The 14,105-nt window shown below is 58.4% G+C and carries 12 protein-coding genes and 1 pseudogene; 9 read left to right on the forward strand and 4 right to left on the reverse strand.

Annotated features, from left to right (window positions below; all coding sequences use genetic code 11):
- Both NKH02_RS18040 and NKH02_RS18045 read right to left on the reverse strand, forming a co-directional pair.
- Positions 1–901: sulfate adenylyltransferase subunit 1 (locus NKH02_RS18040; RefSeq protein ID WP_352880420.1), on the reverse strand; the 901-nt coding region annotated here is incomplete at its 3' end.
- Between the two features lie 2 nt (positions 902–903).
- Positions 904–1,183, reverse strand: a pseudogene (locus NKH02_RS18045) (sulfate adenylyltransferase subunit CysD); the annotation flags it as partial.
- Between the two features lie 996 nt (positions 1,184–2,179).
- Between NKH02_RS18045 and NKH02_RS18050 the strand changes: the two are divergent.
- From NKH02_RS18050 to NKH02_RS18060, 3 genes are all read left to right on the forward strand, one after another.
- Positions 2,180–2,677: a hypothetical protein gene (locus NKH02_RS18050; protein ID WP_352880422.1), complete on the forward strand. Its 498-nt coding sequence runs from the start codon at positions 2,180–2,182 to the stop codon at positions 2,675–2,677.
- A complete protein-coding gene (locus NKH02_RS18055) occupies positions 2,589–4,196 on the forward strand; it encodes a sensor histidine kinase (protein WP_352880424.1) in 1,608 nt (535 codons plus the stop codon). The genes NKH02_RS18050 and NKH02_RS18055 overlap by 89 nt, the downstream gene beginning before the upstream one ends.
- 586 nt (positions 4,197–4,782) lie before the next feature.
- Positions 4,783–5,541 carry a LuxR C-terminal-related transcriptional regulator gene (locus NKH02_RS18060; protein WP_352880426.1) on the forward strand — a complete coding sequence of 253 codons (759 nt, stop codon included), beginning with the start codon at positions 4,783–4,785 and terminating at the stop codon, positions 5,539–5,541.
- Positions 5,542–5,697: 156 nt separating this feature from the next.
- Here NKH02_RS18060 and NKH02_RS18065 read toward each other — a convergent pair whose 3' ends face one another.
- Complete coding sequence (locus NKH02_RS18065; RefSeq protein WP_352880428.1) at positions 5,698–6,687, reverse strand: hypothetical protein; 990 nt, start codon at positions 6,685–6,687, stop codon at positions 5,698–5,700.
- Between the two features lie 642 nt (positions 6,688–7,329).
- Between NKH02_RS18065 and NKH02_RS18070 the strand changes: the two genes are divergently transcribed.
- Positions 7,330–7,920, forward strand: coding sequence for a sugar transferase (locus tag NKH02_RS18070; protein WP_352880430.1), 591 nt, complete (start codon positions 7,330–7,332; stop codon positions 7,918–7,920).
- A gap of 124 nt (positions 7,921–8,044) precedes the next feature.
- Here the strand turns inward: NKH02_RS18070 and NKH02_RS18075 are convergent, their stop codons facing one another.
- Positions 8,045–8,293: a hypothetical protein gene (locus NKH02_RS18075; protein ID WP_352880432.1), complete on the reverse strand. Its 249-nt coding sequence runs from the start codon at positions 8,291–8,293 to the stop codon at positions 8,045–8,047.
- A gap of 352 nt (positions 8,294–8,645) precedes the next feature.
- On the opposite strand from NKH02_RS18075, the gene NKH02_RS18080 reads away from it, so the two are divergent.
- The 5 genes from NKH02_RS18080 to NKH02_RS18100 all read left to right on the forward strand — a co-directional run bounded on the left by NKH02_RS18080 (position 8,646) and on the right by NKH02_RS18100 (position 14,067).
- Entirely contained in the window at positions 8,646–9,926 is a 1,281-nt protein-coding gene (locus NKH02_RS18080; RefSeq protein WP_352880434.1) for an O-antigen ligase family protein, read from the forward strand.
- Between the two features lie 138 nt (positions 9,927–10,064).
- Positions 10,065–10,826: a hypothetical protein gene (locus NKH02_RS18085; RefSeq protein WP_352880436.1), complete on the forward strand. Its 762-nt coding sequence runs from the start codon at positions 10,065–10,067 to the stop codon at positions 10,824–10,826.
- Between the two features lie 14 nt (positions 10,827–10,840).
- Complete coding sequence (locus NKH02_RS18090) at positions 10,841–11,827, forward strand: hypothetical protein (protein WP_352880437.1); 987 nt, start codon at positions 10,841–10,843, stop codon at positions 11,825–11,827.
- Between the two features lie 87 nt (positions 11,828–11,914).
- Positions 11,915–13,075 carry a PqqD family peptide modification chaperone gene (locus NKH02_RS18095; RefSeq protein ID WP_352880439.1) on the forward strand — a complete coding sequence of 387 codons (1,161 nt, stop codon included), beginning with the start codon at positions 11,915–11,917 and terminating at the stop codon, positions 13,073–13,075.
- Positions 13,072–14,067: a nucleotidyltransferase family protein gene (locus NKH02_RS18100; protein ID WP_352880441.1), complete on the forward strand. Its 996-nt coding sequence runs from the start codon at positions 13,072–13,074 to the stop codon at positions 14,065–14,067. The genes NKH02_RS18095 and NKH02_RS18100 overlap by 4 nt, the downstream gene beginning before the upstream one ends.
- Positions 14,068–14,105: the final 38 nt, after the last annotated feature.

A 14,105-nucleotide genomic window follows, 5' to 3' on the forward strand; every position in this document is an offset into this window, starting at 1 on the left:
GGCCGGCAGCCGCCTGGGCAAGGTCGCCGCCATACGAGACGATCCGCTTGACGCGCGAGGATTTGCCGGACTTGGCGACAACGACCTCGTCGCCTGGCGCAACCGAGCCGGACGCGATCGTGCCGGCAAAGCCGCGAAAGTCGAGATTGGGGCGATTGACATACTGGACCGGAAACCGGAACGGCAGTTCGACCACCGCTTCATCGACCGACACGGTTTCGAGATGCTCGATCAGCGTCGGGCCGGAATACCACTTCATGCTGTCCGAGTGGCTGGTGACGTTGTCGCCGTAACGGGCCGACATCGGGATCGGCACGATGGTTTCGAAGCCGAGATCGCGCGAGAATTGCCGGTAGTCTTCAACGATCCGGTCGAAGACCGCCTGGTCGAAATCGACGAGATCGATCTTGTTGACAGCCAGCACGATGTGGCGAATGCCGAGCAGCGAGGTGATGATCGAATGGCGCCTGGTCTGGCGCAGCACCCCTTGCCGGGCATCGATCAGCACGATCGCCAAGTCGGCGGTCGAAGCGCCGGTCGCCATGTTGCGCGTGTACTGTTCGTGGCCGGGCGTATCGGCAACGATAAACTTGCGCTTCGGCGTGGCGAAGAAGCGGTGGGCGACGTCGATGGTGATGCCTTGCTCACGCTCGGCCTCGAGACCGTCGACCAGCAAAGCGAAATCGATGTCGTCACCGGTGGTGCCATGCTTGCGCGAATCGCGCTCGAGCGCGGCGAGCTGGTCCTCGAAAAGCTGCTTGGTGTCGGAAAGCAGGCGCCCGATCAGCGTCGACTTGCCGTCATCGACGGAACCGCAGGTCAGGAAGCGCAGCAGCGATTTCTTCTCTTGCGCCGCCAGATAGTCGCGAACGCCGTCGGTGGGTGCGAGGCTCTTTGCCATGATTACCCCTCGCGCTTCTTCTTTTCCATCGAGCCGGCTTCGTCGCGGTCGATCAGGCGCCCCTGCCGTTCGGAGGTGCGCGCGGTCAGCATTTCGCCAACGATGGCTTCCAGCGTATCGGCATCCGATTCTATGGCGCCGGTCAGCGGATAGCAGCCAAGCGTGCGGAACCGCACCAGCCGGTTCTCCACCGTCTCGCCGGGGCGCAGTTTCATGCGCTCGTCATCCCTGAGAATCAGCATGCCGTCGTTCCAGAACCGGCCGTTCCTTGGCGAAATAGAGCTCCTCGCCGCGGAAAAAGGACAGGTTTAGGATCGGCGTCCGGCGGCCCCCATCCGCGCGGTCGGTCGCGCGATGCAATCCGAAAGGCGGGTCAGTGCCGAGCGGTGCGATCTGGTCGCTGATGGACATGGTCGTCTCCAAACCAATCACCGGCTCTTCATAATCATCGTCCTCGACGCTGTCTTCTCACGATCTTCCGCGGATCAGGCAAGAAGACTGCTGGATCATTATACCGCATGGGAGCGCGTCCATGAAACGGTCCAATCAACGGGTCAGGTTCGCCTGAAGCTGCAACAGGGCCATCATGATCGAGGACAAAATCGTCATCAGCACCGGCGCGTACCACCACGGCAGGTGTCGGGCCACCATGCTGCCAGCTACCAAGTGAAGCCCATCTCCCGCTGGGCCCAAAGTGACCCGTTACGGGTCAATACGCTTGGCACCGCAATTGCGTTGATACGTGTGTGGGCTGGGCGAGGGCCCGCCGCCTCGCAAATGGGGCGGCGGGCCTTTGAACGAACGGGTTTGAGTCGAGCGGCCCGGCACCCCTTTGTTGGGATGGGGCTAGGACACCGGGCCTAACCCACGGGCAGTTTGTGAGAAACGGCGCCGGGGCTGGGGACTATATGCGCTTCTGCTGAATTAGGCGCAAAGCGTACGAAAGAAGTACGAGTGCAACAATTCGGGCAACCGATGGCCGCAGGTGACGACCGCCGTCGTGAGCATATTCGAAAAGCCGCACTAGTGCTGATTAAAACAGAATGGGAGTAGGAGGAGCGGCGGCGACAGTGTAGGAATAGGCTTCTCGTTTTCCGCTTTTCACGGCGCCAGATGGCATACGGCCTTTTGTGCTCCTTCCAGACGTTTTGCCGATTTGGCAGACCGCTGCTTCGGAATTAAATCCTGTCGCCGACAGCCTTCGGTTCGCCATAGCTAACGCTTGTCGTTTCGCCGCTTGCGACTGTGCTTTAGCGGATTCAAAAAAAGGACACGGGCGTGCTTCGTCGATCGGCTCGAGCTCACCTGCTTGGTCTTATCGCCGCGGCAGTTATGCCGGTCTCGCTGTTCGCGGCATATCTGCTCGTCCAGTATGCACTGCAACAGCAAACTCGCTTCGAACAGGATGCCTTGCAGACGGCACGACAAGTCTCGCTGGTGGTCGAGGCGGAACTGGTCAACCTGCAGACCATTCTTGACGGTCTCTCTAAATCGGCCACTCTCGCCAACGGCGATCTGAAATTGTTTCACGATGAGGCTGGTCGCCTTGTGCAAGGCATGGATCAGGTGATCGCGTTGAACGATGCCGATCACAATCAGCTGGCGACCACCGACATCGCGCGAGGTGGGAATTCGCCACTCGTCGAACCGACAACGGCTGAAGACAGTGAAAAGCTGAAGTCCACTGGTGTCCTTGGTCAGCAATGTCTTTGTGGACCAGCAGTCGGGCAGCTATCGCGTTGCTGTTACAAGGCGAGTGCTCGGACCCAAGAATGAAGCGTGGCTTCTTTCGATCTCGGTCCCGACTGCGCGCATTCGCGATGTCATGCTACCTGCCGTGCCGGCAGGCTGGACGGTCGGCATCGGCGATCGCGGCGGCAATTATATTGCGCGGTCCACGCAGCACGAGAAGATGACTGGCAAGCCAGGACTGGCCGAATATGTCGACAAAATCGTCGGCCTGACCGGCAGCTTCAAATCTCGTGATTTCGAGGGAACGACGCTGCTGGCGGGTTATTATCGGTCGACCTACTCCGGTTGGTTTTATGCGGCCAATGTGCCGCTTGCGGAAGTGCAGGCGCCGCTTTGGCGCTCGCTCACGGCGATTTGTGGAATAGGCCTTGCAGCGCTGCTGTTATCCCTCGCTCTCGCCTACGTCGTTGGAAAACGATTGACCGAAGCCACCATCGATCTGGCTGGCCGCGCCGAGGCGCTTGGCCATGGCCGTGAGGTCGAACCGATGTCCACATCAGTTGCCGAATTCGCCACGATTGCAAAGGCGATGGTCGATGCGGAGCGAGCGATCGCGGAGCGAACGCGCGAGCTGGAGACTGTTTTGGAGACGGTACCAGCAGCTGTTTGGTTCACCTACGACCTCCAGGCTCGCCAGGTTATTCGCAACCGCTTTGCAGCAGAGCTGATGGGGCTGCCGACCGACACTCGCAAGTCCTTCGGCACGCCCGACCGCGTCATTGATACCGTGGCAGTCAAGGACGGACATACGGTTGCGCGTGAAGACCGTCCCTTGAGCAGGGCGATGCGGGGCGAGACGATCGACAATCAGGAATTCGCCTATACGCTTCCATCGGGCATGCAACGCCATTTGCTCTCCAGCGCACGTCCAATCCGCGATCCGGGCGGTTCTATCATAGGCGCCGTGCAGATCAGTTTGGACATTTCCGAACGCAAGCGCGGCGAAGAGCAACGCCAGTTGCTGGTCAACGAACTCAACCACCGCGTGAAGAACACACTGGCTGTTGTCCAATCAATCGCCAATCAGACGATTCGCAACGCCACCGACCTCACCGAGGCCGGACTGAACCTGTCCAGTAGGCTCGTCTCGCTGGCAAAGGCTCATGACATTCTTACACGCGAAAATTGGAGCGGCGTCGATCTTGGTGATCCGATCACGAACTCGATTAAGCCGCATGCAGCGTTAGACCGCTTCCAGATTTGCGGGGAGGCCGTCTGGCTTCCGCCAAACGTGACCCTTTCGTTCGCGCTGGCGCTTCATGAGCTTGCCACCAACGCCATAAAGTACGGGGCGCTGTCGAATTCAACCGGGACGGTTTCAGTTGCCTGGAAGGTTGTCGGCGACGATGGCGTTCGCCATCTTGAGCTTGAATGGCGTGAGGAAGGAGGTCCCCCAGTCGCCCGGGTTGTGGACAAGGGATTTGGCACACAGTTGCTGACCGCTGGCGGCGTTGTCCTGAATTTCGAGAAACCCGGACTGCGTTGCACCTTCCATCTGAACCTTACTGAGGCGGAAGCAGAAGACGACCGGCTGTTGCCTTAGCTAGGCAATGTGTTTGACGTGCCTTGTACACTTGGCGGACGACCCGTTTTTTTCGTCCAATTCCGCATCCGTCTATTAAATGGACATACCAACACATTGCCGCATCATGCTGCGGGAAGGGATGTCAACGTGCCGAGCCAGCGTGGCACCGGCAGCGGAGGTCAGTGAGGTTCTAAAATTGCGCCCCATTTTCTCCGAACACCAAGTGCGCTCTTAGGTTGGGACGATCTTGAGTTCGCCTTATTAGTGTTGTACTTGGTTTTGATACAACTACAGGTTGTTATATACTTTCGGGTATATTAGCTAGCTAAGATATAATTACCAAATTGTTAACCAGGGTTAATGCGTCTTTTCCACAGCATCGTAGTATGCCCTCCAGGTTGGGTTACCTCCATAGGGCGGGGAAGCCATACGTCCGTGCGTTGGGGCGGCGTATGCCCTACTCCTTGAATCCAATCTTCAGTCAACATCTAGTCAGCCTGACAGACGATGAGCGTATCAGTTCACGCCTTTGACATGCTTTGCGAGGAGCCAAACCAAAAAGGATAAAAGCAAGTCAGCGCGATGGAGAGGAGTAGGTAAAGCGATGGCACATCCCCAAATTTCCGATTTTTGGAACGACGCAACAAGACCGGTACACAATGGACATCTGCCGGACGCGAATAGTCTTGGCAGGTCCGATCTCGACGAAGGACGTCCAAGCGAAGGCTTTGTCATGATCGTCGACAAGCGAGCGCTTGAGCGTGAATGCCTTGCGCGCGGCCTTATCGAACACAATCCCAACTTGCGCGTTAGCGCGGTAGGATCGCTTGACGAAATCCAGCACATTGCCGGGGACGAGGAGCCATCTGCGATCCTCGTAATTCTTGGCGCCAGAAAGGTCACGGACCAGAGTGTTCGGGCGGAACTTGCGCACTTCATTTCCGAGTTTGGCACCGTACCTGTAATCGTCGTGGTGGATTCCGACGAGCCGGGGGAGATTCTCGCAGCTCTCGAATGTGGCGCCCGAGGCTACATTCCTACGAGCGTGAAGGTGAAGGTCGCTGCCGAGGCCATTGGTCTCGCTCGTGCCGGAGGGATCTTTGTACCCGCCAGCTGCGTGCTGGCGCTTCGAGAGGTCATCCACTCGACCGCAAACGGTGCCCGTCCGCTCACCGGCATGTTCACCACACGCGAGGCTGCGGTTGTGGAGGCACTGAGGACAGGCAAGGCGAACAAGATAATTGCCTACGAACTCAACCTCTGCGAGAGCACCGTCAAGGTCCACATCCGAAATATCATGAAAAAGCTCAAGGCTACGAACCGCACCGAAGTAGCGTACAAGCTTAGACAAATGTTGCTTTGAGGCTGCCTCGATCGGTCTTTGCCTGGACGGCTCTGGGCAATGTAACTGCCGGGTGCGTTAAGGGAGGGACCACAGGTTCGCCGTTCCGATCTAAGGTTCCGAAGGTCGATGGCCTCGTCTGAGCGTTTCGCGAAAACGGGCACGCTCAGCGTGTGTTTAAGCACGTTCCCAGCCAGCCGTCGCGGACCCTGCCCTCACGAGAAATCCAACGCTGCTGTCCCCTCCAAGCTCTGCGCCCCGATATGCGGCTTCGGCGGCCTTCAGTCCTCCCGTCACTCTGCGGACCATTGGAGCCGGTCCGAGTACGTCAAGTGGAAGGCCTAGCTGACCACTGGTGGGCCGCTTCAATGGCCAGATCCTGAGGCCGAAATAGCTGGCGGCCGAGCGATCGACCCCGCCGCTGAACTGCACCAGCAGCGCTTGGGGAGAGTTCCGGGCAATACGGCCCAGGCAGTTGATGTCCATTGGTGGTTTGTCAGTCGGCCTCATCGCGACCACGATCACATCCCATGCATCGTCGGTCAGGAGCATGGGGTGCAAAAAAACACTTACTCTCGCCCCACCCTCGCGTAGCTTATGCTCAAGGGACGGTGCACAGGGCGTGTCGCAGACGATGGCGAGCCTCGGGGTACGTTGGACGACGCCGGCATCGCCGAGCAAGACGCAGCATAACCGCGCGAATTCCGGCAGCAGGTCTATGGCTGGGTGGCTGAGATTGGGGGCCGCAACTTTGATGCCGGCCTCGTCACAGGCGTCGAAGTCCACAAAGCCCGGCCGAAGCTCCCATGGTTCAGCCATTAGCGAAACCACCGCATGCGAGGGTAAGAGTTCGATGAGCGATCTCGAAATCGGCCCGACCTCAAGACAGTTCGTGACGAGGTCGACCTCCTGCCATTTGCGGCTGTCGATGCGGTTCGTCACTTCAACACGCTGGGAGACCCTAGCGTGTTTGGCAAATGCCAACGTCGCGTCTGCGATGGCCACCAGACTCGGATGTCTGGAGGATATGCGGGTGAGCGCAACGACACGGCTGGCATTGGCGAGCGCCGCCACTGTAGCAGTCACGGCTTGGTATCCTGTCGTAGCGCCAACGACGACCGTGAGGCCGGAGAGATCGAGATCAAGCAAGGCTATTTGCTTGCGCACGATAGCAAGCACTCCGGCAAGGTCGGTCTCGGGAATATGACCGGGAAACGACCTTGCGGAAAAATTACGTGGTAAAGGCATCAAGCTTGGCCCCACGTTGCGCTCCACTATCACATAGGCTGGCAATGTCCTTTAAGCGGATCAACTGCCCTGCCGGGTCTCGGCGCGATCCACGTCATTTCCTGCATTGCTATGACGGACGCTTTTGCGGCCTTGCGCATTTGGCAAATGTGGCTGCCGTATATTCCATCCTCGCCAGGAGCGTGACGGCCTGAATTGGTTGGCGCCCTGAACTCTTGGTAGCCGAACCAGGTCCAATGCAGGCTCTGGCAATACATCCGAACCTGCCCGAACCGCTACCGCAGCAAACGGATGCTAGGTGATACGCCGTTTGGTCAGAAGGCTTACAGACGCTACGCCAGCGACGCGCGGATCAGGCTAAGGGGTAAAGAGCGCCGAGTACGCCGCTACCTCCTTTGCTTCTCTTGCGAAGAATGACAAGCCGCTGTGAAGTTGGGCAGCAACACCAGCAGCGATACTTGGTGAAACCCCGTGACAATCAGCGCGTTCGACGTAAAGCGCCGCAGAGCCGGCATCCACATCGGCCAAAACCTCCGTCCGCTCGGAGGCCGGCCCAAAAGGATGATGGACATCACTGTCGCATTGATCGCGCTTGTCCTTGCTGCTCCGGTCATGCTGGCGGTTGCCCTTTTGATACTGGTGACTGACGGTGGACCGGTGGTGTTCTCCCACACCCGGGTCGGGTTCAATGGCAAGCGCTTCGCCTGCTACAAGTTCAGGACCATGGTGGCGAACTCGCAGCGGGTCCTGGCCGACTATCTCGCCAGCAATCCCGAAGCCGCCAAGGAGTGGGAGCAGAATTGGAAATTCAAAAACGACCCGCGCATCACATTCCTGGGGTATATTCTCAGGAAATCGAGCCTGGATGAGCTGCCTCAACTCATCAACGTGCTGCGCGGCGAGATGAGTTGCGTCGGCCCTCGTCCGGTCGTTCCCGACGAACTCCAACGTTACGGCTCCTGTGCGGTCGATTATCTAAAAACCCGACCGGGGCTAACCGGCCTGTGGCAGGTGACCGGCAGAGACGCAATGGATTATCCCAGTCGTGTCTTCATCGACAGCCGCTATGTGCGGGAATGGTCGCTGTGGGCCGATGTCGTTATTCTCGTCCGGACTGTTTTCGCCGTGATGAAATTCGACCATGCGTCTTAAGTAAAGCGCATCGCAAATTCTTGCCCTCATGCATGTCGTTGCCGCAAAGGTCACAGCGTGTCCTGGCGGCAAACAACGGCGAACAGCTCCGGCGCCGGGGCGCGACGAATGCGGCCGCGGATCGTCATTGCTCGCGTGACATGCCACGGCGCCAGATGACGCCAAGGACGAGGCCGAGCAAGTAGGCGCACTGCAGAACGATTACGAGAAGCAGGATTGAAACCAGGCGGCCCCAATCAAACAAACTGCCGATGCCGCCTGCAACGACTCCGACAACGACAGTCACGGCGGTCATGATGATGAGCGCAGCCGCTTGAAAACGGGATCCCAGCAAAATGCCGATCACGCCGACTGCGACAAGGCACCAAAGCAAGGCGATCTCCTATGGTGTGGAAGACTCAAGTGCCGTACCTGAGTCTCCCACATCTGCGAATCCGTACCAACACCCAATCCGGCTGCACTGACTGACCGACTGTCGATCAAATGGTGGGAAATCGCTGCACCTCAGCCGCTTTGCACAAAAGGCGTAGGGCACCCTGTCCCAATGCCCCCTTTTCGCACATTTCCTTGTCCATCCGCTGAGCCTAGGCTGCTCGTGAAATAGGTATGCGGAGATTCACCTGCCATGCGGCAGCTTGCCAACAAGGCGCTGTACGTTGCGCATCGGGGCAGAGTTGCGTCGGCACGAAATTCCCAGATCACGCGTTCGGTGTGACATCCCATCTATGCTTCAGGTATCCGTTCTTTTGCTGATCGTGTCCATCTGGTTCCCTGGCGCCACGCGGATTGCCGGAACGGATGGCTCGCTTTCCTTCTTGCTTGCTCTGTTCTGCGCCCTGGTAAGCGTCGTTGCCTATGCCGAAACAGCAAGACGCCTCCATCGGGCCGAAGCGGCCTTGGCGACCGCAGTGCTGACGATATCTGCTTTCATCATGGTTCTGTCCCTGCTGTCGATGCTTTACGCAGACAATCCGACTAGGACAATGCGCGCGGTTTTCGCGCAGGTGTTCGGTTTCGCGATTATTCCAGCGGTCGCGGCGATTTCCACCAGACCAAAGGGCCTCGTGGCAATCGATAGGATCGTGATGACGATGATCATCATGAGTGTTGCAACGTCCTGTGTTGTCGCAATTGGGCTTGGCGATGCCAGATTCGCCGATCGCGCGGAAGGCTATTTCAAGCACTCTAACCAACTCGGGATCGCATTATCGGCTGCTCTGCCGCTTGTCGCCGCGAAGCTGGTCTCATCCCGCAGCCACCGCCTTCTCCTGTTGGGTTGCCTCGTTGCGGTGCTCCTGGGCTTGGTGAAATCGGGTTCAAAGACGAATTTCGTCCTCGGTGTTGCAGGCCTCGGAGCGTTCTTCGGACTGTTCAGCATCTATCTGGTTCGAAGAAAGCAGAGCCCAATAACAGTAATCGTGGGTACTGTTACGGCTCCGATATTGCTGGAAGCGAGCTTGGTGACATTGCAGTACCTCAATCCACGGGCTTACAATCTGCTCGCCCTTCAACTGTCCGGAGGCGAGGCCCATTCGGTCGTCTCGCGGCAGCGACTGTGGTCTATATCGATAGACCTCGGCCTATCGCACCCGTTTATGGGCGTCGGCGCAGGGCAGCCGGTTGGCGATATCGCTCCCCATAGCCACAACCTGTTCATCGACGCCTTTAGAACACTGGGGATTCCCGGCGTCGCGTTGGTGTCAATAATGGTGCTCGTGGTCGTGGTATATGTTGTCAGCGCTGTCCTCAGTACATTGTTTGATAAGGACAGGGGGAAGCACTCGACGGAAATTAATGTGATGGTGCTCGGAACATCGGTTTCCGTTTTCAACTACATCGCCGCAAACCAGATGAGCGATTCTTTCGGCCCATCAACAGCGGCCTTCTTTTGGCTGCCATTGGCTTTGCTCATCTTCTACCGCGGCAGGCAACGATCGATGCAGAGCGGGCTTGGTGAGAACCCGAAGCTGTGCGCGAGAATTGGGCCCCAGCTCTTTCAACATTGAGCTTCCGCCGTGTTCCTTTGTCTTTCCTAAAATCAACTTTGCCAACCATATTCGATGATTCCGCACACAGCGAGCCACCTAGCGGCAGGTTTGCCGCCAAGCCTTGAAGCACGCGCGCTTCAAGCAGACGTTCGATTCGTGGAATTTTTTGGGCTCCCTGGGATCGGAAAGACAACCGCCTCCACCCTGTTGGCGAACGACTTGCGACGGTGCGGCCCGCTGGCAGGCGATGTGCGAATAGCGTGGGGGACAAATGCGTTCATCGACCGCCAAATCTACAGGATCGGTATTGTTGCCCCAAGATTCAAGGACCGCCAGTTTCGCTCGCTGCTCGCCCGAATTGCACGTTTTGTCATCGAAAGCGGGCAATCATCGGTTGTCGATGTAGTCAAGGTTATCTGGAACCTTTCGGTTTTGGTTGCCTATATCCAGACCGAGAGGCTAGGAAAAAATGCCATCATTATTATGGATCAGGGTCTGTTGCAGGGCTTCCTGTCGGTATTTATCAAGAGTAAGCATCGGAAAACTTCGGAGCATTGGCTTGATATTCTGCTCGCCATTGGCGTGCATGACATGGTTTTTGTCCATCTGCGCGGCGAGATCGGCCTAGCGCGAAATCGACTTCTGAAAAGGGGCGATCGGTCCTCGCGGATGCAAAGGGCATCTCCCGACTGCGACCGTCATCTCTGGCCGGCGGCGGATCGTGCTTGCCGCCAGATTGTGGCCGATCTTGAGAAGGGAATGCGAACGCAAGATCACGTCGGCGTGCTTGCGGCGGTCGACGTGGAAAGGTTGGCATCGCCCGAAGATGTCGCCGAAAGGGTTCTTGAGGCGGTGCTTTTGGCCTGTCTCGAACGGCGTCGGCCGGGCGACCCGGCAGGTCAATTAGCACCACAATGAACCGCCGATCATTCATGGGCGTCGCCGGCCTGTATCCTCTGATCGCCCTGTTGGCGGGCTCGGGCCGAGCGCAAGGGGGACAGACGCCGAAGGGCAAGGAGTTCGTCCTGGCAGGTGCGTATGGGTTCGAACAGCAATCGATTAGCAACCTCGAGCCGGGAGCAACAATCAACGCTCGAAATGCTTCCTTCACAGTTGCCAACAGCAGAAATAGCGATCCCAGCGCGATGATGGGATGCGACGAGGGGCCGCTGCCCGTTAATCGCTATCCCCTCGTCATCCGCAACTGCCCCGGCGTTCACCTTATCGGAGGGCGTTTCGATGGTCAGGTGCCGCTAACGTCTGATTGGCGCGACACCTATTGCAACAGCGCCGCTCTGCTCGTCAGGGACGGAACCACCGACTCGACAATAGAGGGTGTCCGTGCGCGTCGCTGTTGGGATGGCATTCGTTTCGCTGAACACGCCGACGGCTTTCGGCTAAAAGGCTGCTGGCTCAGCGAAATCAGGGATGATGCCGTGGAGAACGACTATCTCCTCAGCGGCATCGTTGAAGACTGCCTGTTCGACGGATGTTTCTCAGGGATCAGCCTGGATCCTGCATCAAACGAACGGGACGGAACAGGCCAAACCGTGCGGGTCGACAGATCCCTCATTCGTATGCACGCCTTTCTCTCCAAGGGCGAAATCACACATCAGGCGCCGATCAAAGCTGTCGATCAGTCACCCAGGTTGAGGATTACGGAATCGGTTTTTGCATTGGCTGCACCTAATATGCGTGGATTCCGTCGCCTTGAAAGAACGTGGCGGCTGACGATTGAAAGTCGCGACAATGTGTTGCTGTGGCTACCCGACGAGCCAATCCCCCCCGCGTTGCCGCTGCCGCCGTCAGGTTTCAGATTGCTGACCGGCGCCGACGCCCGGAGCTATTGGAACAGGGCGCAGCTCCAGTGGATCGCGGCGCATCAGAACGTGGTCCGATTTTCCGACGAAGTGCTGTGAGAACTCGCAGCCCTCGGTGACGATAATGCATGTTGCTCGCCCATTGAACGCACCCGCTTTGCTATAACAGCTTGGAAGGTCACCGTGATGAATCAGCACGAGGCAATTGACAGAACTGCGAGACCAGGCTGCGCCGATCACAGTCCTGCGACCTTTGTGATCCAAGGGCGGTTGGTACGCGTCAGGGAAAGAAACGTCCTGTTTAGCCCGACAAAGCAGGCCATTTTCGCCATCAACGACACCGCTGCCGACATCTGGCGCTTTCTGGAAGAAGGCATGGCACCGCAAGCCATCTCGGTCGAGATGGCGCGCAGGGGAGTTGAAAGGCTTGAGGCAAACAGACATGTCGAGGCAGCGCTCGCGGATTGGCAGCGGCTTAGCCTGATACGGCCCTGCGTGCCTTTGTCTCCGTCAGCAGCTCAGGAACTCGTGAGCCAGGTGGTCGCCGTTGCGGGCCTCAAGATACGCATTGTGTATCCAGCAGCCTACGCCTTCCCCGCAATCACCGTATTTCGGCATCTTGAGGTTCGAAGCGAGGCGGCCGACGTTCTACTCGAGGTAGTCGGGCACGATGGACGGATCCATCTGTTCCGGGATAGCAATTGGATTCTGTCCTGCCCTCCCGACGAACTAGCCGTCACGCTGAAAGGGCAATTGCTGAACGAGGTTCTCGATCACGGCGTCTATGAACTTGCTCTCCATGCGGCGGCGCTTTTCAGCAATGGACATATGGTCCTGCTTTGCGGCAATCCGGGCGCTGGCAAGACAACACTGACCTTGGCATTGGTCCATGCAGGATTCGGCTTTGCGGCTGATGATGTTACTCTGCTGGACTCCGGGGGGCATGGCGTCGGCCTACCGTTTGCCTGCGCGGTCAAGGCGGGAGCATGGCCGCTGCTGGCCGAATACTGTCCCGATCTCGATGACGCTCCAGTCTGCCACCGGCCGGACCGCAGGCGTGTACGGTTTGCCGTGCCCAAGGCGTCGGCGCCCTTGGCTCTTTCTCCCCTGCCCATCGGCAGTGTGATCCTGCTGCATCGAGGCCACGGTTCCAAGGCTTGCCTGGAGCCGGTCGATCCTGCCAACGCATTGCGCGGCCTGCTCAACGGCGCGCTTGCACCCGGCGGAAAGCTGAGTGGCACCGCGTTCGAAGTTCTCACCCAACTCATCGGATCGGCCGAAACCTATTGCCTGAACTATTCGAAACTTGATGATGCGGTACAGCTCATCTCGCAAGCGTGCCGATGATGAGCAGGGGCAACGCACTTGAGGTGTTGATCGCCGGACTTCGCGGCAGCCCGACTGACAGGGCCGACTGGCAGGCCGTGATTGCTTTGGCAAATCACACTCTGCTCACACCCGATTTGTTTTCGTCCCTCGCGCGCGCCGGCCAAATCCACCAGCTCCCGCAGGACGTGCGTGAGTATCTTCGGTTCGTTCACGACTGCAATCGGGAACGGAACCTGCGCTTGCGTTCCCAATTGCGTGAAGCCGTTGCGGCCCTCAACCGCAGCGATATCGTTCCGCTCCTGCTCAAGGGTGCCATTCCCTTGTTCCTTTCACCGGCCGGCCAGATTCCCAGCAGGATGACGAGTGACCTTGATCTGGCTGTGGAGCCGGCCGAAGAGGCAGCCGCCCGCACCTGTCTTGAAGAGCTTGGCTACGTCGATGTGGCGGCCGCTCGAGGCATGGCCCGCCAGCAAGACGCCGGAATGCTGGAGCTCCGGACGAGCCGAGCGAACGGTTTTGCCCCCCCTAAGCTCGTCCGTCGAGACGGCCTTCGGGTGAAAATACCTACCGCTCAGTCTCGCGCCATGCACTGGATGGTGCACGACCTTCTCAAGGAGGGCGATTATTGGCGCGGAAGGATAGACCTCAGGCACCTTCATGATCTGGCACGATTGGCGGAAAGCGACGACGTGGATTGGACGTCACTGCAGCGATCCATATCCGATGGAACCGCCCGTAATGCGATCGACACCCAGCTCCTGGCCATGCACCATTTCTTTGGCACCAGAATCCCGGCGAAATGTGCACAACGTCGGATGGTCCGTTTCCAGCACTGGAGACGCATCTTCACTGCGACCCACCCCGTCGTTGGAGCCCCGCTGCGCCTGGCCGGCAATTTGATGTGGGGGACATGGCGGTTTTCACGCGTCTACGGCTTGGCGCGACGTGGGCCGTCGGACTTCTTGCGTCGCATTGCTCGCACGCTTTTCAACCCTCGCACCAAAATCTAAGCCTTTTGGAGAACTAGTGCCCCAGGGTCACAAAGCAT

This window comes from Mesorhizobium sp. M1396 (genome assembly GCF_040317725.1).
Taxonomy (GTDB): domain Bacteria; phylum Pseudomonadota; class Alphaproteobacteria; order Rhizobiales; family Rhizobiaceae; genus Mesorhizobium.

Bases quoted from the DNA above. Each gene is read 5' to 3' on its own strand.
- NKH02_RS18080 (WP_352880434.1), top strand. From the start codon at position 8,646: ATGCTTCAGGTATCCGTTCTTTTGCTGATCGTGTCCATCTGGTTCCCT.
- NKH02_RS18100 (WP_352880441.1), top strand. From the start codon at position 13,072: ATGATGAGCAGGGGCAACGCACTTGAGGTGTTGATCGCCGGACTTCGC.
- NKH02_RS18070 (WP_352880430.1), top strand. From the start codon at position 7,330: ATGATGGACATCACTGTCGCATTGATCGCGCTTGTCCTTGCTGCTCCG.
- NKH02_RS18090 (WP_352880437.1), top strand. From the start codon at position 10,841: ATGGGCGTCGCCGGCCTGTATCCTCTGATCGCCCTGTTGGCGGGCTCG.
- NKH02_RS18095 (WP_352880439.1), top strand. From the start codon at position 11,915: ATGAATCAGCACGAGGCAATTGACAGAACTGCGAGACCAGGCTGCGCC.
- NKH02_RS18060 (WP_352880426.1), top strand. From the start codon at position 4,783: ATGGCACATCCCCAAATTTCCGATTTTTGGAACGACGCAACAAGACCG.